13 protein-coding genes are annotated in these 17896 nt (G+C 67.2%); 6 read left to right on the top strand and 7 right to left on the bottom strand.

The window, feature by feature from the left end:
- Positions 1–3: 3 nt before the first annotated feature.
- From ACQY39_RS11700 to ACQY39_RS11690, 3 genes are all read right to left on the bottom strand, one after another.
- Positions 4–876, bottom strand: a complete 873-nt coding sequence (locus ACQY39_RS11700; RefSeq protein WP_428506380.1) for a hypothetical protein — start codon at positions 874–876, stop codon at positions 4–6.
- Positions 873–2633: a thiamine pyrophosphate-binding protein gene (locus ACQY39_RS11695; protein WP_428506378.1), complete on the bottom strand. Its 1761-nt coding sequence runs from the start codon at positions 2631–2633 to the stop codon at positions 873–875. Before ACQY39_RS11695 ends, ACQY39_RS11700 begins: the two co-directional genes overlap by 4 nt.
- A 96-nt stretch (positions 2634–2729) precedes the next feature.
- Positions 2730–3998, bottom strand: coding sequence for an MFS transporter (locus tag ACQY39_RS11690; protein ID WP_428506376.1), 1269 nt, complete (start codon positions 3996–3998; stop codon positions 2730–2732).
- A gap of 69 nt (positions 3999–4067) precedes the next feature.
- Here ACQY39_RS11690 and ACQY39_RS11685 point away from each other — a divergent pair, with 69 nt between their 5' ends.
- The 4 genes from ACQY39_RS11685 to ACQY39_RS11670 all read left to right on the top strand — a co-directional run bounded on the left by ACQY39_RS11685 (position 4068) and on the right by ACQY39_RS11670 (position 8866).
- Entirely contained in the window at positions 4068–4910 is an 843-nt protein-coding gene (locus ACQY39_RS11685; protein ID WP_428506374.1) for an AraC family transcriptional regulator, read from the top strand.
- Between the two features lie 61 nt (positions 4911–4971).
- Positions 4972–6102 carry a quinolinate synthase NadA gene (gene nadA, locus ACQY39_RS11680; RefSeq protein WP_428506372.1) on the top strand — a complete coding sequence of 377 codons (1131 nt, stop codon included), beginning with the start codon at positions 4972–4974 and terminating at the stop codon, positions 6100–6102.
- Positions 6103–6246: 144 nt separating this feature from the next.
- Positions 6247–8451 carry a TonB-dependent receptor domain-containing protein gene (locus tag ACQY39_RS11675; protein WP_428506370.1) on the top strand — a complete coding sequence of 735 codons (2205 nt, stop codon included), beginning with the start codon at positions 6247–6249 and terminating at the stop codon, positions 8449–8451.
- A 124-nt stretch (positions 8452–8575) separates the two neighbouring features.
- Positions 8576–8866 (top strand): late competence development ComFB family protein, encoded by a 291-nt coding sequence (locus ACQY39_RS11670; RefSeq protein ID WP_263519192.1) that lies wholly within the window; start codon positions 8576–8578, stop codon positions 8864–8866.
- A 10-nt stretch (positions 8867–8876) separates the two neighbouring features.
- On the opposite strand, the gene modA is transcribed toward ACQY39_RS11670, so the two are convergent.
- The 3 genes from modA to ACQY39_RS11655 form a co-directional block, all read right to left on the bottom strand.
- The gene (gene modA, locus ACQY39_RS11665; RefSeq protein WP_428506368.1) at positions 8877–9629 is read right to left on the bottom strand and encodes a molybdate ABC transporter substrate-binding protein; all 753 of its coding nucleotides are present in this window, start codon (positions 9627–9629) and stop codon (positions 8877–8879) included.
- A gap of 3 nt (positions 9630–9632) precedes the next feature.
- Positions 9633–11276, bottom strand: coding sequence for an L-aspartate oxidase (gene nadB, locus ACQY39_RS11660; protein WP_428506366.1), 1644 nt, complete (start codon positions 11274–11276; stop codon positions 9633–9635).
- A 76-nt stretch (positions 11277–11352) separates the two neighbouring features.
- On the bottom strand, positions 11353–12255 hold the full coding sequence (locus ACQY39_RS11655) for a sterol desaturase family protein (protein ID WP_428506364.1): 903 nt from the start codon (positions 12253–12255) through the stop codon (positions 11353–11355).
- Between the two features lie 201 nt (positions 12256–12456).
- Between ACQY39_RS11655 and ACQY39_RS11650 the strand changes: the two genes are divergently transcribed.
- Together ACQY39_RS11650 and ACQY39_RS11645 are read left to right on the top strand one after the other, a co-directional pair.
- Complete coding sequence (locus ACQY39_RS11650; RefSeq protein WP_428506362.1) at positions 12457–13467, top strand: AraC family transcriptional regulator; 1011 nt, start codon at positions 12457–12459, stop codon at positions 13465–13467.
- A complete protein-coding gene (locus tag ACQY39_RS11645; RefSeq protein WP_428506360.1) occupies positions 13464–14486 on the top strand; it encodes a DUF2804 domain-containing protein in 1023 nt (340 codons plus the stop codon). Before ACQY39_RS11650 ends, ACQY39_RS11645 begins: the two co-directional genes overlap by 4 nt.
- Positions 14487–15150: 664 nt before the next feature.
- Here ACQY39_RS11645 and clpB read toward each other — a convergent pair.
- Positions 15151–17757 (bottom strand): ATP-dependent chaperone ClpB, encoded by a 2607-nt coding sequence (clpB, locus tag ACQY39_RS11640; RefSeq protein ID WP_428506358.1) that lies wholly within the window; start codon positions 17755–17757, stop codon positions 15151–15153.
- Positions 17758–17896 lie beyond the last annotated feature (139 nt).

The raw sequence follows: 17896 nt of genomic DNA, 5'->3' as shown, positions 1-17896 counted from the left end.
GCCTCAGTCCCCTGCCGCCGCTGAACGCGGCGGCAAACCGCTCCAGCGCGGCGCCTGAGCTCGCATGCGCCTGGCCTGATACAGGCCGCGCAGCCAAATCATCAAGGCCCCCAGGCCGAAGATTCCGCCCAGCAAAAAACCCAGGCCCGAATAGGGCTCGGCATCGTGTACCCGGCCACTGCCATCCTGCAGCTGCCAGAGTCGAATCACATCCCCCGGCTGAGCCCCGTGCCAGGCATCTTTGCGCCCGGCGGCGTAGGCGTGGCCTTGCTCACGGCCTTGCGCGTCTCGATGCAAAAGCGTCAGCTGCGCATACGCTTTGCGCCCGCTGCCCAGCTCTTCACGCGCCAGCACCCGCATCTCCAAGGGCTTCGCATGGCTGCGAAAGCGCTCGTTCTCGCGGGACTCCCAGCAGCCCGCCAGGGTCAGCAAGGCGGGAACGACCATGAGGATCAAGAGGTCGCGCAGCCGGGTCATCAAGGTCGGTGCCACCTCGTGGCTGCGCCCGCCACCGGGCTCGTCCTCCGACAACCAGCGCCGACCGCGGCGCCACGGCACCTTGGCGTCACAGGCCGCACCGCCGCAGGCCCAGAAGTCCAGCAAACGCCGCAGCAGCTCGGCGCGGCTGAGGTCATCGCGTTCGGTGCGCAGCACATGGTGCTCGGCATCCGCAGCCGCATCGTCCAGCAGTTCCAGCTGAAAGCCCGTCGCGGTGCAGCCGGCGGCCTGCAGGCAGCGGCCCGTGGGCGCCTCCAGCACAACAAAGCTGCCCGGCGCGCGAGCGCTCCAGCCCTCCAGCGCCTGCGCCAATTCCGCCGCGCTGTGCACCTGGCGCCGGCCGCCGGGCTCCAGGGTCAGCCACATCGGCGTGCTCAAGATTTCGGGGCGGCCAGGCGCTGCTCGGCGGCGGCGCGGATGGCACTCAGCGTGCTGCGGCTGGTCGAGACATCGCTGGACAAGCGCAGATGGATCAGGGTCGGCTGGCCTTCTGCATCCATGGCGGCCTGCAGTGCCGGCTCGAAATCCTCCGTCCGTTCGACACGAGCCGAGCGCCAGCCATAGGCCAGGGCCAGGGCGGCGAAGTCGGGGTTGTAGAGATCGCTGCCCGAGACCCGGCCCGGGTACTCGCGCTCCTGGTGCATGCGGATGGTGCCGTAGGTGCCGTTGTCGACCACGACGCAGATCAGGCGGCGGGCGCCATAGCCGGTGGCCGTGGCCAGCTCCTGGCCGTTCATCAGAAAGTCGCCATCGCCGGCGATGTTGACGACCCAACGCTCTTGTTGAAGCAGGCTGGCGGCCACCGCTGCCGGCAGGCCATAGCCCATGGCGCCGCTGGTCGGTGCCAGCTGGCTGCGGCCATAACGCTGCAGTCCCGTGTAGCGGTGGAAGCGGTGCAGCCAGCCGCTGTAATTGCCCGCGCCGTTGGTGAAGACCGTGCCCTCGGGCAGACGCCGGCCCAGGGTCTTGACGACCTCGGCCATGTCCAGGGGGCTGACGGCCTGCGGCTGCAGATTGCCTTCGTAATCGGCGTTCGCCTGTTGGGCCCATGCGCTCCACGCAACCGCCTCGGGCGCCTGCAGCGAGGCCAGGGCCTGGGCGGCGCAGCTCATGCTGGCGTTGATCATCTGGTCGGCCGCGTAGACCCGGCCCAGTTCCTCGGCGCCGGCGTGTATGTGCACCAGGGTCTGGGCAGGGCGCGGTGCCTGCAGCAGGCTGTAGCCGCCGGTGGTCATCTCTCCCAGGCGCGGGCCCACGGCGATGATCAGGTCGGCGTCCTTGACGCGCTGGGCCAGCTTGGGGTTGATGGCAATGCCGACATCGCCGGCATAGAGCGGGTGGCGGTTGTCGAACAGGTCCTGAAAACGGAAGGCGCAGCCGACCGGCAGTTGCCAACTCTCCGCAAATTCTTGCAGTGCGGCGCAGCTCTCGGCCGTCCAGCCGCCGCCGCCGGCAATCACCAGCGGGCGTTGCGCAGCCAGCAGGCGCTCGCGCAGCTCGACCAAGGCGGCGGGGCTGGGATAACTCTGCGCCGCCTGCACACGCGGCAGCACCGGCGCCGTCGTGAACTGGGTCAACATGTCCTCGGGCAGCACCAGCACCACCGGGCCGGGGCGGCCCTGCAAAGCCGTGTGGAAGGCGCGGGCAACATATTCGGGCAGGCGGTCGGCGTCCTGCACTTCGCCCACCCATTTGGCAAAGCCCAGCGTGCCCGGGCCAAACATCTGGCGGTAGTCCAGCTCCTGGAAGGCCTCGCGGTCGCGCTGGTCGCTGGCCACCTGGCCGATGAAGAGAATCATCGGCGTGCTGTCCTGGAAGGCGGTGTGCAAGCCGATGCTGGCGTTCGTCGCGCCAGGGCCGCGGGTGACAAAACAGATGCCGGGGCGGCCGGTCAGCTTGCCTTGCGCCTCGGCCATGAAGGCGGCACCGCCCTCCTGCCGACAGGCGATGAAGCGTATGCCTTGTTCGCGGTGCTCATGGAAGCCATCGAGCACGGCCAAATAGGACTCACCGGGTACGCCGAAGACCTCCGTCACGCCTTGGGCGATCAAGGCTTCGACCAGCAGGTGGCCGGCCATGCGTGCTGAAGCCGCGGCAGGCGACGGAGTGGGAATGAGGCTGGGGCTGCTGTTCATGCGCCCGACTTTAAGCGCGGCCGGGCGCGGTCTGACTCTGGACTTACCCGCCATTGCCAAGGCGGCGAGATGAAGATCGCCCGGGCTTGCGCTGGGTCAAGCGCCGCGCACCCGCCGCACCAAGGCAGCCGCCGACATCGCCATCAGCAAGGACAGGGCCGCACCGGCAAACACGGCGCCGGCATGGCCGCCATCGAGCAGCGCGCCGAAGACGGGCGCCGCTGCGGCGAAGCCGATGTCCAGGCCCGAGTACACCGTGCCATAGACCCGGCCCGTGGCGCCCGGAGGCGCGGCGCGCTTGATCAACATATCGCGCGAGGGGCCGGCCAGCCCGGTGCCGAAGCCGGCCAAAGCGACGATGAAGCCGGCCAGCGCCGGCGCCACCCAGCCAGTGGCGGCCAAGATCAGCAGGGCCGCTGCAATGCTCAAGGCGATGGCGATATTGCGCTCAAGGGATTTGCCCTTGGCGACCCAGAAGCCGCCGATCACCATGCCGATGGCACCGCAGAACATATAGCCGGTGACCACAAAAGCCGTGGTCGCCAAAGGCAGGCCGTAGAGGCTGGCCAGGGCCGGGCTGGCGAAGCTCTGGATGGCGCTCAGAGAGGCGGTGGTGAACAGGAAAAAGGAGAAACACAGCCAGACCGAAGGCAGGCGCAAGAACGCCAGCGGATGCTCGGGCGCCAAGGTGGCCGCGCCGGCTTTCTCATGGGCCCAGCTGCCGTGGGCATCGTCGATCGCCGCGCGCTGCCAAGCCAGCACGGCGATCACCGCCAGGCCCAGCAGAGCCGTGCCCAGGTAGGCGTAGCGCCAGTTGCCGCTCCAGCTGCTCAGCCCCAAGGCGAACAGCGGCGCCAGGCCCCAACCGATATTGCCCGAGATGCCGTGCACCGAGAACGCATGGCCCAGCCGCGCCGGCGAGACCCGCTTGTTGAGGATGGTGAAGTCGACCGGATGAAACGGCGAGTTGCCCAGGCCGGCCAGGGCCGCCGCCAGCATCAGGCCGCCAAAGCCCTGGGCCAGGCCGGCCGCGGCCGAAGCCGCCACGAAGCAAGCGAGGGCCGCGAACAAAATCGGCCGGGCACCGCGGCGGTCGACGAGGAAGCCGGCCAAAGCCTGGCCAATGCCAGAAATCACGAAAAAGGTGGTGACCAAGAGGCCAAGCTGGGAATAGCTGAGACCAAAGTCGCGAATGAAGACCGGGAACAGCGGCGGCAGCAGCATGTGGAAGAAATGCGAGGTGCCATGCGCCAGGCCGATCAGGCTGATGGTGGCGATATCGCGCTTTTTCTGCGCGGCGGCTTGCTCGTCCGGGCTCAAGGCCGAGCCGGATGTGGAGGAGGACAGGACTGCGGAAGAGTTCATGACCTCAATGTAGGCGGCCCGGCAGAGGCCGGGTTACGATAGTTCGCCAAAGAGTATTGAATTTCCGCCATGAGCCCTGCTCCCAAGAAAAGCCGACCGCCGGGCCGCACCAGCCTGCCGCCACTGGACCCGCTGCGCTACGCACCCAGCGCTGCGCGCCCGGTGCGGGCCAAGGCGCGACAGATGGAAAACTGGATGGACATCCACGCCCACCAGCACGACTGGGGCCAGCTGGTGTTCTCCATCAGCGGCGTGGTGCGGGTGAACACGCCCGATGCCACCTTCTTGCTGCCACCCTCACGCGCCTGCTGGATTCCGCCGCTGCGCGAACACGCGGTGACCGCCGTCGAACGCGCCGACCTGCGCACGCTGTATCTGCACGCGGAACCGCCCGCGCCCGACCCGCTGGCCTGGAGCCAAGCCCGGGTGCTGGAGGTGACGCCGCTGCTGCGCGAGCTGGTGCTGCAGCTGGCCACAAGCAGCGAGGCCCAGCCAAACGCCACAGCAGTCGAGGCGCAGCGGGAGCACTGGATCGCCAGCCTGGTGCTGGATGAACTGAGCCGCGCCAAGCCCTTGCGCCTGGGCGTGGACCTGCCTCAGGACACACGCCTGCGGCGGCTCTGCGAGGCCATCCTGCAAGCGCCGCAACGCCACACGGCTTTGGCCGACTGGGCGGCCGAGGTCGGCGCCAGCGAGCGCACCATCTCGCGCCTGTTTCGCGAACAGCTGGGCAGCAGCTATGCGCAGTGGCGCCAGCAGGTGCTGCTGGCCCAAGCCCTGAGCCTGGCCGCCCGCAAGCGGCCCATGAGCCTGATCGCCGCCGAGCTGGGCTACGCCAGCGCCAGCGCCTTCAGCGCCATGGTGACGCGCACGGTGGGCATGCCGCCGAGCAAGTTCTTTGCGGAGGCCTGAAGGCCGCGTCAATCGACCCTTGCGGCCTCGGCTCATCGGGCCTGCGCTACCATTTCGGCCCATGACACAGGTACTCTTCGACTACACCCGCCAGGACGCCCAGGGCGACAGCTGCACCGCCCACGCCTGGGCCAAGGTGCCAGCGCCGCTGAACCCCAGCCAAAGACAGGCTTTGAAAGCCCGCGCGGCCGAGCTGCTGCGCCAGCACAAGGCCGTGCTGGTGGCCCATTACTATGTGGACGGCGACCTGCAAGACCTGGCCCTGGAAACCGGAGGCATCGTCTCTGATTCGCTGGAGATGGCCCGCTTCGGCCGCGACCATGCGGCCCAAACCCTGGTCGTGGCAGGTGTTCGCTTCATGGGCGAGAGCGCCAAAATCCTGAGCCCCGAGAAGCGCGTGCTCATGCCCGATCTGGACGCCACCTGCTCGCTGGACCTGGGCTGCCCGGCCGATGAATTCGCCGCGTTTTGCGACGCTCACCCGGACCGCCAGGTCGTGGTCTATGCCAACACCAGCGCCGCCGTGAAGGCGCGTGCCGACTGGATGGTGACCAGCTCCTGCGCGCTCGAGATCGTGGCCGATCTGCATGCCAAGGGCCAGAAAATCCTCTGGGCGCCGGACCGCCACCTGGGCCGCTACATCCAGGAGCAGACCGGCGCCGACATGCTGATGTGGAACGGCGCCTGCATCGTCCACGACGAATTCAAGGGCCTGGAGTTGGAGCTGCTGCGCGAGCAGCACCCCAGCGCCATGGTGCTGGTGCACCCTGAGTCGCCCAAGAGCGTGGTCGACAAGGCCGATGTGGTGGGCTCAACCTCGGCCCTCATCAAGGCCGTGGTCGAGGGCTCAGCGCAGGAGTACATCGTCGCGACCGACAACGGCATCCTGCACCGCATGCGCCAGCTGGCGCCGGGCAAGACCCTGATCGAAGCCCCCACCGCCGGCAACAGCGCCACCTGCAAGAGCTGCGCGCACTGCCCCTGGATGGCCATGAACGGCTTGCAGAATCTGGTCGATTGCCTGGAACAGGGCCTGGGCGAAATCCACATCGAAGAAACGATCCGGGTCGAGGCCCTGGGCTGCATCGACCGCATGCTGGACTTCACCGCTGCGCTCAAGGCGCGCCAGGCGCAGGCCCAGGCGCCGGTTCCCGCTGCTGGCAGCCTGGTGCCCGGCATCGGCGCCGCCTGATTCGGCAGCGGCGCCGGCACGCAAGCGGCCGGCCACTGGGGCCCGCCGCGCTTCCAGCTCGTTGGCAGATTGGCCGCTTGGCTTGAGGGCTGAGCTGCTGGACTGCCTTATACTCAAATGATAATAATTCTCATTTGAGTTTTCGTGAAATCCCCGCACCCCGCCCCCTCGCTGTCTCTTCTCCTCCCCCTGCTGCTGGCCGTCCCCGAGACCTTCGCCGCCAACACCCCTGCCGAACTGGAGCTGCCGCCGGTCACCGTCTACGGCGTACGCAGCGTCAGCCCCGGCAAGACCAGCATCAGCAGCGCCGAAATCGAGCGCCAGCAGGCGCTCACGGTGCAGCAGCTGCTGGACAATCTGCCCGGCGTCGACCTGAACGGCAGCTTCCGCCCCGGCGGCCAGAGCCTCAATATCTGGGGCTTCGGCGATGTCGAAGACATCCGGGTGCAGCTGGACGGCGCCAACAAAGGCTTCGAAAAATACCGCCAGGGCTCCATCTTCATCGAGCCTGAGCTGATCAAGCGCATCACGGTCGACAAGGGCGCGCACTCGGTGCGCTTCGGCAATGGCGGCTTCGGTGGCACCGTGCAGATCGAGAGCAAGGATGCGGCCGACCTGCTGCAACCCGGCCAGCGCCTGGGCGGTCTGGCCAAGCTCGCCTGGCACAGCAATGACGGCCAGCGCCTGGGCTCGGCCAGCGTGTTCGCGCGTGCCGAAGACGAGGCCGCCCTGCCCTGGCAGTTCCTGCTCGCCGTCACCGCCCGTGACTCCGACAACCAGCGGCGCGCCGACGGCAGCGAATACGAGTTCTCCAGCACCCATGCGCGCTCGGCCCTGGCCAAGCTGAGCCTGCCGATCGGCGAGGCCAAGCTGACCCTGTCAGCCATCGAAGGCCGCAGCAAAGCCTGGTCGCCCTTTGCCGCCAAGCGTGACGAGATGCCGGCGCCGACAGCGGCCGAGATCGCCAAATACGGCGAACGCGAGGCCTGGCTGCGCAAAGTCCTGTGGCGCGATCAGCGCGACAGCAGTCAGACGCTGCAGTGGCAGTACGCCCCGGCGGCACAGCCACTGCTGGACCTGCAGCTGCGCCTGACGCGCTCGTCCAGCGTGCAGGACGACCAGCGGCCCGACAGCATCAGCAGCGATTTCGCCGCCAGCCTGGGCAAGCAAAGCCATGCCAGCTACCGCGACCAGCAGTTCGAGCTGAGCAACACCGCCCGCTTCGCCACCGGCGCGCTGGCGCACGAGCTGGCCGCCGGCCTGCAAGTGCAGCGCCACCAGCGCGACACCCTGATGCTGCTGCACACCCGCACGCAGGACGCCAGCTACAACTACGGCTGGCTGCAGCCCTACTACATGCCCAGCGGCCAGCAGCGCAGCCTCGCCGGCTGGCTGGAGGACGAGATGCGCTGGGGCCGTTTCAGCCTGAAGCCCGGCCTGCGCTACGAGCAGGTGCGCACCGAAGGTCAGCCCAATCTGGCACCGCGCTACAACGACCCCAAGGCTGGCCATGACTACAGTGCCGCCCGGCACAGCGGCTGGTCCCAGCATCTGGGCGCCAGCTGGCGGGCCAGCGCTGCGACGAGCTGGTTCGCCGATGCCGGCCGCAGCTGGCGGGCGCCGGTGATCGACGAGATGTTCGAGGTCCAGTCGGCCGCGGCCAGCGCGCCAGCGACCAGCCGCGGCCTGCGCAAGGAACGGGTCACTGCCCTGCGCGGCGGGCTGAAGCTCCAGCAGGCCGACTGGCTCAGCGATGGCGATGCACTGGCCGCCACCTTCACCGCCTTCCGCAATCTGGTGCAGGACAACATCCACAAGCGCTTCGGCGTCATGGTGGAGCCCGGCAGCGTGCGGCCGGCGCAGCTGCCCTTCTACCGCAATCTGCCCGGCTACCGCAGCGAGGGCCTGGAGGTGGAGGCGCACTACGAGCAACGCCGCTACTTCATGACGGCATCGCTGACCTGGATGGACGGCGAACACCGGGGCTCCATCCGCGACCCCTGGTCGGCCAAGAACCAGCCGCTGATCGACATCGGCGCGCCCAAGGCAGTGCTGGTACTCGGCGGCAAATGGCCGGCGCAAGGCCTGGCGCTGGGCTGGCAGGGCAAATTCGTCGGCGCGCAAACGCAGGTGCCTGACGACGAGATCGTGCCTTACGCCCTGCCTGTGGCCAAGGACTATGCCGTGCACGGCCTGTTCGCCCAGTGGCAGGGCCGGGGCCGCTGGGCCGGCAGCCGGATGCAGCTGAGTGTCGACAACCTGTTCAACCGCAGCTACCAGCCCTATCTGGCGGAGGCGGTCTATGCGCCGGGACGCAATCTCAAGCTGAGCTTCAGCCAGCAGATCTGAGCCACGGGCAGGGGAGCGAAATAGCGGCCGGGCGCGGCTTTTTCTGCCACGCGAGGCGCGCAAAAGCGGCTATCGTTGCAAGGATCAACCCGCCTTGCTGGCGATACGCGGAGACCCCTGCACCATGAGTCAAGATTTCAGCTCGCTCTACAACCACCATGAACGCGAGGTGCTGTCCGCCGTGATGGCGCTGGCGCCGCAGTACCCAGCCATCCAGGCCGACAGCGACCTGCTCTGCGACGTGGCCTGCGTGGCCCTGAACCGCCTGCCGCCGCGCTACATCCGGCATGCGGTGGACTTTCTGTTCTACCTGACCGAACACGAACGCCGCGAGATCGACACTGCGATCGAGGAGTCGGTCGACTACGCCTTCAACTTCGTGCAAGCGCGCACAGCGCTGCGTCAGCAAGGCTGAGCTTTTCAACTCAAGGCCTGCGAAAGCCGTGTCGGGCCAGCACCGTCTGGCCGGCAGGTGACAGCAGATAGTCGATGAACTTGCGTGCTTCGGCAGCTTTGCTGCCGCCGCTGACGGCTGCGACCGGATAGCGGATCGGCGTCTCGGTGGGCACCAGCAGCACGATCTTGACCTTGTCCTTTTGCGCCAGGGCATCGGTGGCGTAGACAAACCCTGCGTCCACTTCGCCACGCGCCGCATAGTCCAGGGCTTGGCGCACATTGATGGCATAAATGGCCTTGGGCTCCACCACAGGCCACAGCTTGGCCACCTCAAGCGCGCTCTTGGCATAACGCCCTGCCGGCACGCCTTCCGGCCGACCCAAGGCGATGCGCTTGAAGCTTGGTTTCTCCAGATCCGCCAGGCTGGATACGGCCAGCCCTCCCTCAAGCGGCGTCACCAGCACCAAGTCATTGCCGGCGAAGTTGCGCCGGCTGCCGGGCAGCAAGAGCTTTTGGGCCTCCGCGCGGTCCATGGTCTCCTGGTCGGCGGAGGCGAACACATCGACCGGTGCGCCCTTGGCAATCTGGGCCAGCAGCGTGTCCGAAGCGGCAAAATTGAACAGCAGGCGGGTGCCGGAGTTCTGAGCCTCGAAGGCGGGGGCAAGCTCCCTGAAGGCATTGCTGAGGCTGGAGGCCGCCGACACCGTCAGGTCCGCAGCCTCGGCCGCACCCAGCAAGGCGAAGAGCACGGCGGATGCCGCAAGACTGCGTACAGCCCCCATCGCTCAGCGCTTGGTGCGCAGGCCGCGCTCGGCCACCAACACCGTCGGGAAGCTGACCGGCAAGGTGCGCGGGTAGTCGCGGCTGTAGTGCAGGCCGCGGCTTTCGTGGCGCAAGAGCGCCGAGCGCACGATCAGCTCGGCGCAGTCGACCAGATTGCGCAGCTCCAGCAGATCTCGGGTGACGCGGAAATTCGCGTAGTAATCGTCAATTTCAGCGCGCAGCAGATGGATGCGGTGCAGAGCCCGCTCCAGGCGCTTGGTGGTGCGCACGATGCCGACGTAGTTCCACATCAGCAGGCGGATCTCATCCCAGTTGTGGGCGATGACGACCTGCTCGTCGGCGTCTTCGACCTGGCTCTCGTCCCAGGCCGGCAGGGGCGCAGCCGGCAGATCGGGCAGGCCAAGGATGTGCTCGGCGCAGGTCTGGCCCAGCACCACGCATTCCAGCAGCGAGTTGCTGGCCAGGCGATTGGCGCCGTGCAGGCCGGTGTAGGCGGTTTCGCCCACGGCATAGAGCCCGGGCAGATCACAGCAGGCCTGCAAGTCGGTGACGGCGCCGCCACAGGTGAAATGCACGGCCGGTACGACCGGGATCTTCTGCCGCGCGATGTCGATGCCCAGGGCCAGGCAGCGCGCATGCACGGTCGGGAAATGTTCCTTCAAAAACGCTTCGCCCAGATGGGTGGCATCCAGCCAAACGTGGTCGACGCCATGCTTTTTCATCTCGAAGTCAATCGCGCGGGCGACGATGTCGCGAGGCGCCAGCTCCATGCGCTCGTCATGCGCGGCCATGAAGCGGCCGCCGCCGACATGGTCGGGCAGCACCAGGTGGCCGCCCTCGCCGCGCAGCGCTTCCGTGATCAGGAAGCTGCGTTCTTGCGGGTGGTAGAGGCAGGTCGGGTGGAACTGGATGAACTCCATATTCGCCACCCGGCAGCCAGCGCGCCAAGCCATGGCGATGCCGTCGCCGGTGGATGTATCGGGGTTGGTGGTGTAGCGATACACCTTGCCGGCGCCGCCGGTGGCCAGCACCACGGCGCGCGCGGCCAGGGCCTCGACGCGCTGGGTGTCGATATTGAGCGCGTAGATGCCGTAGCAGCGCGGCTCTTCTTCGCGCTGCACATGGCGCGAGGTGATCAGGTCCAGCGCCATCCAGCGCTCGCGCAGGTCGATGTTCGGGTGGGCATGCGCGGCGGCCAGCAACTGCTCGTGGATGGCCTTGCCGGTGGCGTCAGCCGCATGGGCGATGCGGCGCACGGCATGGCCGCCTTCGCGCGTGAGGTGCAGGCCCAGCGGGCCTTCCTCGTCGGCGGTGAAGGGCACGCCCTGGTTGACCAGCCACTCGACCGCCTTGGCGCTGCGTTCGGCGATGAAGCGAGCCGTTTCCTCGTCCACCAGGCCAGCGCCAGCGTCCTGGGTGTCGCGCACATGGGAGTCGATGCTGTCATCGCTGCCCAGCACGCCGACGATGCCGCCCTGCGCCCAGGCAGTGGCGCCCTCGCCCAGCTGGCGCTTGGCCAGCACCACCACGGGCACGCGGTCGGCCAAATGGAGCGCTGCGGTCAAACCGGCCAGACCGGCCCCGACGATCACCACCGGCTGGGTGGATGCAGATTCGGCGCTCGTGCCTGCGGGAAAGCCTGTCATGGATAGGGAGCCTCAAACGCCGCGCTTCTTGTCTGTCACGCGGGCGTCATATAAAAGAAGAGGCATTCTACGGAGATCAGCCCGGACTCACGGACGAGCCCGTCTTGTCCCCGTGGCGCTGCCATTCCGGCGGCGCCCAGAGATGCTTGAGCGCCAGCCACAGGCTGCGTTCGCGCCGCATGTCCGCGAACATGGCCGCCCATTCGTGGGCATTGAGCCAGAACAGATTGTGGGTTTCGACCGGGTGCTGCAGGCCGTAGTCCACCGGTTCTTCTTCGGGCACAAACGTGCCGAAGAGCCGGTCGAACACGATCAGCATGCCGCCGAAGTTGCGGTCGATGTAGACCGGGTTGCGGCCATGGTGGGCGCGGTGGTGCGAGGGGGTGTTGAACACCCATTCAAACCAGGCCGGCATGCGATCGACCCACTGGGTGTGGACGAAGAACTGGTAGCCCAGATTGAGCGAGAGCGCGAACAGCACCCAGCGCGGCTCGAAACCCAACCAGACCATGGGCGTGTAGAACAACCAATTGCCGGCGATGGGGTAGAACCAGCTCTGCCGCAGCGCCGTGGTGAAGTTCATCTGCTCCGAGCCGTGATGCACCACATGGGCGCACCAGAACCAACGGATGCGATGGCTGGCACGGTGGAACCAGTAGTACAAGAACTCCACCGCCAGAAACAGGCCGATGAAGTTCAGCGGCGTCACTTCGAGGGTGAACAGCCGGTGCTGGTAGATCCAGCCCATGGCCGGCAAGACCCAGACTGCCAGCAAGACCAGATCGACGAGCAAATAGCTGCCCCCGCTGTTCATGCTGTCCAGGGTGTCGCGCCAGCGGTAGACGCGGCGCTGGCGCAAGCGCCAGGCCTCCAGGGCGATGAAGACCATGAAGAGCGGCGAGAGCAAGAGCAGGGTCAAGTCGCGCCAGTCGCCGTGGCGCAGGTAGAGCTGCTGGAAGAAGTCGATCAGGGCGTCCATGGTGGGTGCGCAAAAGGGAAGAAGCCGTGGCAGCCGACATGATGCGCCGCTGCGCGCGCTGCTGCTTGACGCAGCGGGCCAATCGCTTGACGGATCACGCCAAAACCGGGTCGCCCTGGCGTTTATCCCGACCGCAGAGAAACACTGCTCGGGCATCATCGCGGCCTGTTTTCCCATGACTTGCCGCTCATCACCTCACCCATGACCGAAGCCCGCGTTGCCGCCAGCTATGTGCAGCTGCTCTACGAGCATGTCGCCGCGCTCGGGCTTGACGCACCCGCCCTGCTGGGCACAGGCCCGGCCGCGGGCGAGCATTTCGTGTCGCTGAAGCGTTGGCAAGCCTTGCTTCAACAGGCGCAAACCCTGGACCCCGGCCCGCCGGCCACCTTCGGCCTGCGCTTGGGCCGGGGCATCAGTCCGCGACATTTCGGCGTGATCGGCTATGCCGCCCTGGCCTGCGGCACCCTGGCGCAAGCCTTGCAGCGCCTGGAGCGCCACCACCGCTCGGTCTACGACGTCAACCAGGCTCAGGTCGAGCTGCGGCCGGAAGGCCTGCGCATCGTCTGGGGCGTGGAGCGCGGCCGGCCCGGCCCCTTGGTGGACGAGACCGCGCTGGCCGCCCTGATGCAGCTGACGCGTGACTTGAGCGGTAAGCCGCTGCGCGCCCTGGGCGTGGATTTCGTCAACCCTCGGCCGGCCGATGTGAAGCCCTACGAGGCCTACTTCGGCGGCCCGGTGCGCTTCGCCCAGCCGCTCACCCGCCTGACGCTGGCCCATGCGGACCTGGCCCTGCCCTTGCGAGCCTCGGACAGCACCTTGCTGGCCCTGCTGGACGAGCAGGCCGAGCGCCTGCTGCGCGAGCTGGGCACGGCGCTGAGCGAGCCGGTGGCCTTGTGGCGCCACACCTTGATCGGTCTGATCCGCTCCGGCCGCACCGCCCTGGCCGATCTTGCCCAGGCTCTGCATATGAGCCCGCGCAGCTTGCAGCGCCGCCTGAGCGAGCAAGGCAGCAGCTTCCAAGTCCTGCTGGACCAGACCCGCCAGCAGCTGGCGGAAGCCTATTTGCGCGACCCCGAGCTGGAGCTCAGCGAAGTGGCCGGCCTTCTGGGCTACTCCGAGCACAGCGCACTGAGCCGCGCCTTCCGGCAGTGGACGGGGCAGACGCTGCAGGAATGGCGGCGCACCCAGAACCAGAAGGGGCACAGCTCGTGAAGCTCGACCGACTGCCCACGCCACCAGCCCACCTGGTGCTGAACGGCGAGCCCGCCAACGGCCGCTATGCCGGGCGACTCGAAGCCGGCTTTGACTGGCGTGGATTGCATGCCCCGCACATGCGCAGCTGGCTGTGGCGGCGTCTGCATCACAAACGCTGGCTCTACCTGGGCCTCGGTGACGAGGGCCTGTTCATCGGCCTGGCCATTGTCGATGTGGGCTGGACCTGCACTGCTTTTGCCTATCTGTTCGACCGGCGCGAGCGGGCCATGCGGGTGGACTGGAGCCAGGACGGCCTGCCGGGCTTGCAGGCGCAGGTGTCCGACGACCCGTTTGCAGCAGGCAGCTCCACCTGGTTTCGCGGCCTGCGCGCTCGACTCGCCTTGAGCAGCGGGAATGACCAGCGCATGCAGATTCAGGTGGACACGCCGCAGCTGCAGATCGAGGCCGAACTGGACCTGGCGGCCATGGCGCCGCCCCTGCTGGCCATCGGCCCCATCACCGGCGGTGTCGCCCACGCCACGCAAAAGACCAGCGCCCTGCCCTTGCGCGGCCAAGCCAGGCTGCGCGGCGCCGCCGGCCACGAAGACTTGGACCTGGCCCAAGCTTGGGGAGCGCTCGACGCCTCCAACGGACTGCTCCCCCGCCACACCGCTTGGCGCTGGGCCAGCGCGCATGGCCCCGAGCTGGGCTTCAATCTGCAGCAGGGCTATTTCGGAGGCCAGGAAAACGCGCTCTGGCTTGATGGCAAGCTGATCCCGCTCGGCGCGGCACGCTTCGCCTTCGATGCAGCCCGGCCCCTGCAACCCTGGCATGTGAGCACAGACGACGGGCTGCTCGACCTGCAGTTCCAACCCGAAGGCGCGCGCCAGGATGCCCGCAACCTCGGCTTTGCCGCCAGCCACTACGTGCAGCCGGTCGGCCGCTTCAGCGGCTGGGTGCGCGCATCACCCGATGGGCCCAAGCGTGAGGTTCACCGATTGCTGGGCGTGACCGAGGACCATCGGTCGGTGTGGTGACCAGCTAGCTGGGATGGCAGAAAACAGCACAGAGCAGCCCTCTGGCGCTAGTGCGTGAGGCCCTGCAGTTCGGGCCGCCGCCGGGCTCATGGTTCCGGGGTCGGCCCTGTCGGGCCGACTGCCTTGCGCTGCTCGCGCCTCGGGGCTGGCGCCTGAGCCCATATCGTCACTTCACTCTCTGCGCTCGTTCCGTTCAGACAGACGCGCCAAGTCAGAGCTTGAAGCGCGCGGGTACGCGCGCGCCCCGATGCCCTGCGCTGCTCAGCCCTTCACAAATCGCCCAGCAGCGGCCCGAACTGCAGGGCGCTTGCATCGCGATCGATCTGCCCTTCGACGGTGGAACACGCCAAGCTCGGAGGTGGCTCGGCCCGACGACGGGCGATTTGTGCGCGGCCGAGAGCACAACGGAGCGGCTCAGACGCGCAACGCGCGGTTCAAGCTCTGACTCGGCGCCACTGTTTGACCACAGTGAGCGCAGCGAACGGAGGGAGTTTGGCGCCGCTGAGCCGCGCAGTGAGCACCGAGGGGAGTCGGCTCGCAGAGCCGACCCGGGCACCATGAGCAGGGCGGCGGGCCGAGTCACCGCAGCGCGGGAACCCGGCCATCAAGTTTCCACTTTATGCCGCTCGCAGCCCCTCGCAAAACGAGAGGGGCCGCCACGCACTCAATGCACCACGCGCCCGAACTGGAACTCGCCGTCCAGCACATCGACCGGAATCACATCCTTGGGGCCAAAGCGGCCTTGCAGGATGAGCTTGGACAGCGGGTTCTCGATGCGCTGCTGGATGGCACGCTTGAGCGGACGGGCGCCAAACACCGGGTCGAAGCCGACCTTGGCCAGCTCGGCCAGCGCAGCCGCGCTGACGTCGATCTTCATCTCCAGCTTTTCCAGGCGCTGCTCCAGGATCTGCAGCTGGATCTTGGCGATGGAGGCGATGTTCTTCTCGTCCAGAGCATGGAAGACCACGGTCTCGTCGATGCGGTTGAGGAACTCGGGGCGGAAATGCGCCTTGACCTCGCCCCAGACGGCCTCACGAATCACCTCGCTGGACTCGCCGGCCAGACCCATGATCTGCTGAGATCCCAAGTTACTGGTCATCACGATCACGGTGTTCTTGAAGTCCACGGTACGACCCTGGCCATCGGTCAGGCGACCGTCGTCCAGCACCTGCAAGAGCACATTGAACACATCGGGGTGGGCCTTCTCGACTTCGTCCAGCAGCAGCACGCTGTAAGGCTTGCGGCGCACCGCCTCGGTCAGGTAGCCGCCTTCGTCATAGCCCACATAGCCCGGAGGCGCGCCAATCAGGCGCGACACCGAATGCTTCTCCATGAACTCGCTCATGTCCATGCGGATCAGATGCTCTTCGCTGTCGAACAGGAAACCGGCCAGGGCCTTGCACAGCTCGGTCTTGCCCACGCCGGTGGGGCCCAGGAAGAGGAAGCTGCCCAAGGGGCGGTTCGGGTCGGACAGGCCTGCGCGCGAGCGGCGGATGGCATCGGCCACCGCGGTGATGGCTTCGTCCTGGCCGACCACGCGCTGGTGCAGCTTGGCTTCCATCTGCAGCAGCTTGTCACGCTCGCCCTGCATCAGCTTGGACACCGGAATGCCGGTGGCACGCGCCACCACCTCGGCGATCTCCTCGGCGCCGACCATGGTGCGCAGCAACTGCGGGCGGGCCGCTCCGTCCTTGCCCGATTTGGCCTTGCCGGCCTCCTTGGCCTGCGCTTCCTTCAGCCCCTTTTCCAACTCGGGCAGGCGGCCGTACTGCAGCTCGGCGACCTTGTTGAAATCACCCTTGCGCTTGAGCTCCTCGATCTGCTGCTTGATGCGGTCGATCTCTTCCTTGACGTGGGCACTGCCCTGGGCCTGCGCCTTCTCGGCGGTCCAGATCTCCTCCAGGTCGTTGTACTCGCGCTGCAGCTTGAGCAGCTCTTCTTCAATCAGAGCGAAGCGCTTTTGCGAGCCTTCGTCCTTCTCACGCCGCACGGCCTCGCGCTCGATCTTGAGCTGGATCATGCGGCGATCGAGCTTGTCCATCACCTCGGGCTTGGAGTCGATCTCGATCTTGATCTTGGCCGCAGCTTCGTCGATCAGGTCGATGGCCTTGTCGGGCAGGAAGCGATCGGTGATGTAGCGGTGGCTCAGTTCCGCCGCGGCAATGATGGCCGGGTCGGTGATCTCCACGCCGTGGTGAACCTCGTACTTCTCTTGCAGGCCGCGCAAGATGGCGATGGTGGCTTCCACCGTCGGCTCATCGACCAGCACCTTCTGGAAGCGGCGCTCCAGGGCGGCGTCCTTCTCCACATACTTGCGGTATTCGTCAAGCGTGGTCGCGCCGATGCAATGCAGCTCACCGCGGGCCAGGGCCGGCTTGAGCATATTGCCGGCGTCGATGGCGCCCTCGGCCTTGCCCGCGCCGACCATGGTGTGGATCTCGTCGATGAAGAGAATGGTCTGGCCTTCGTCCTGGGCCACTTCCTTGAGCACGGACTTCAGACGTTCCTCGAAATCTCCACGGTACTTGGCGCCGGCCAGCAGCAAGGCCATGTCCAGCACCAGCACGCGCTTGTTCTTCAGGGAATCGGGCACCTCGCCGTTGACGATGCGCTGAGCCAGGCCTTCGACGATGGCGGTCTTGCCGACGCCCGGCTCGCCGATCAGCACCGGGTTGTTCTTGCTGCGGCGTTGCAGCACCTGGATGGCGCGGCGGATCTCGTCATCGCGGCCGATCACCGGGTCCAGCTTGCCTTCGCGAGCGCGCTCGGTCAGGTCCAGGGTGTATTTCTTGAGCGCCTCGCGGTTGCCCTCGGACTCCTGGCTGTCGACCTTCTGGCCGCCGCGCACCGCCTCGATGGCGGCTTCCAGCGATTTGCGGCTGAGGCCGTGACCACGCGCAATGCCGGCCAGATCGGTTTTGGCATCGGCCAGGGCGAGCAAGAACATCTCGCTGGCGATGAAGTGATCGCCGCGCTTGGAGGCCTCTTTCTCGGCCGCCTGCAGCAAGGCCACCAGGTCGCGCCCGGCGCTGACCTGCTGGCCTTCGCCCTGCACCTGGGGCAGGCCGGCGATGATGCTGTCGAGCGCGGTCTTGAGCGCCGGTACCTTGACGCCCGAACGCTCCAGCAAGGCTTTAGGGCCGTCTTCCTGCGCCAACATGGCACTCAGCACATGGGCCGGCTCCATATAGGGGTTGTCGCGGGTGATGGCCAGGCTCTGGGCCTCGCCCAGGGCTTCTTGGAAACGGGTGGTGAACTTGTCTGCACGCATGGGATGAATCCTCCGTTGCTCGGACAGCTGAGGCCATAGACCCGGCTTTCAAGAGGCCCGCGGCGCAGAGCGCGGCTTCTAGGGGGAGTGCTCCAGCGATTCGCGTGCCACCGACGGCACGCGGCGAGCGGCACAATCG

This window comes from Roseateles sp. (assembly GCF_965262435.1).
Lineage (GTDB): Bacteria > Pseudomonadota > Gammaproteobacteria > Burkholderiales > Burkholderiaceae_C > Paucibacter_A.
The sequence above is the reverse complement of the archived record's forward strand: the minus strand, read 5'-3'. Positions and strand labels throughout refer to the sequence as shown.

Excerpts from the sequence above, each read along its gene's own strand:
- ACQY39_RS11695 (WP_428506378.1), bottom strand. The coding sequence starts at position 2,633 with ATGAACAGCAGCCCCAGCCTCATTCCCACTCCGTCGCCTGCCGCGGCT.
- ACQY39_RS11690 (WP_428506376.1), bottom strand. The coding sequence starts at position 3,998 with ATGAACTCTTCCGCAGTCCTGTCCTCCTCCACATCCGGCTCGGCCTTG.
- ACQY39_RS11685 (WP_428506374.1), top strand. The coding sequence starts at position 4,068 with ATGAGCCCTGCTCCCAAGAAAAGCCGACCGCCGGGCCGCACCAGCCTG.
- nadA (WP_428506372.1), top strand. The coding sequence starts at position 4,972 with ATGACACAGGTACTCTTCGACTACACCCGCCAGGACGCCCAGGGCGAC.
- ACQY39_RS11670 (WP_263519192.1), top strand. The coding sequence starts at position 8,576 with ATGAGTCAAGATTTCAGCTCGCTCTACAACCACCATGAACGCGAGGTG.
- modA (WP_428506368.1), bottom strand. The coding sequence starts at position 9,629 with ATGGGGGCTGTACGCAGTCTTGCGGCATCCGCCGTGCTCTTCGCCTTG.
- nadB (WP_428506366.1), bottom strand. The coding sequence starts at position 11,276 with ATGACAGGCTTTCCCGCAGGCACGAGCGCCGAATCTGCATCCACCCAG.
- ACQY39_RS11655 (WP_428506364.1), bottom strand. The coding sequence starts at position 12,255 with ATGGACGCCCTGATCGACTTCTTCCAGCAGCTCTACCTGCGCCACGGC.
- ACQY39_RS11650 (WP_428506362.1), top strand. The coding sequence starts at position 12,457 with ATGACCGAAGCCCGCGTTGCCGCCAGCTATGTGCAGCTGCTCTACGAG.
- clpB (WP_428506358.1), bottom strand. The coding sequence starts at position 17,757 with ATGCGTGCAGACAAGTTCACCACCCGTTTCCAAGAAGCCCTGGGCGAG.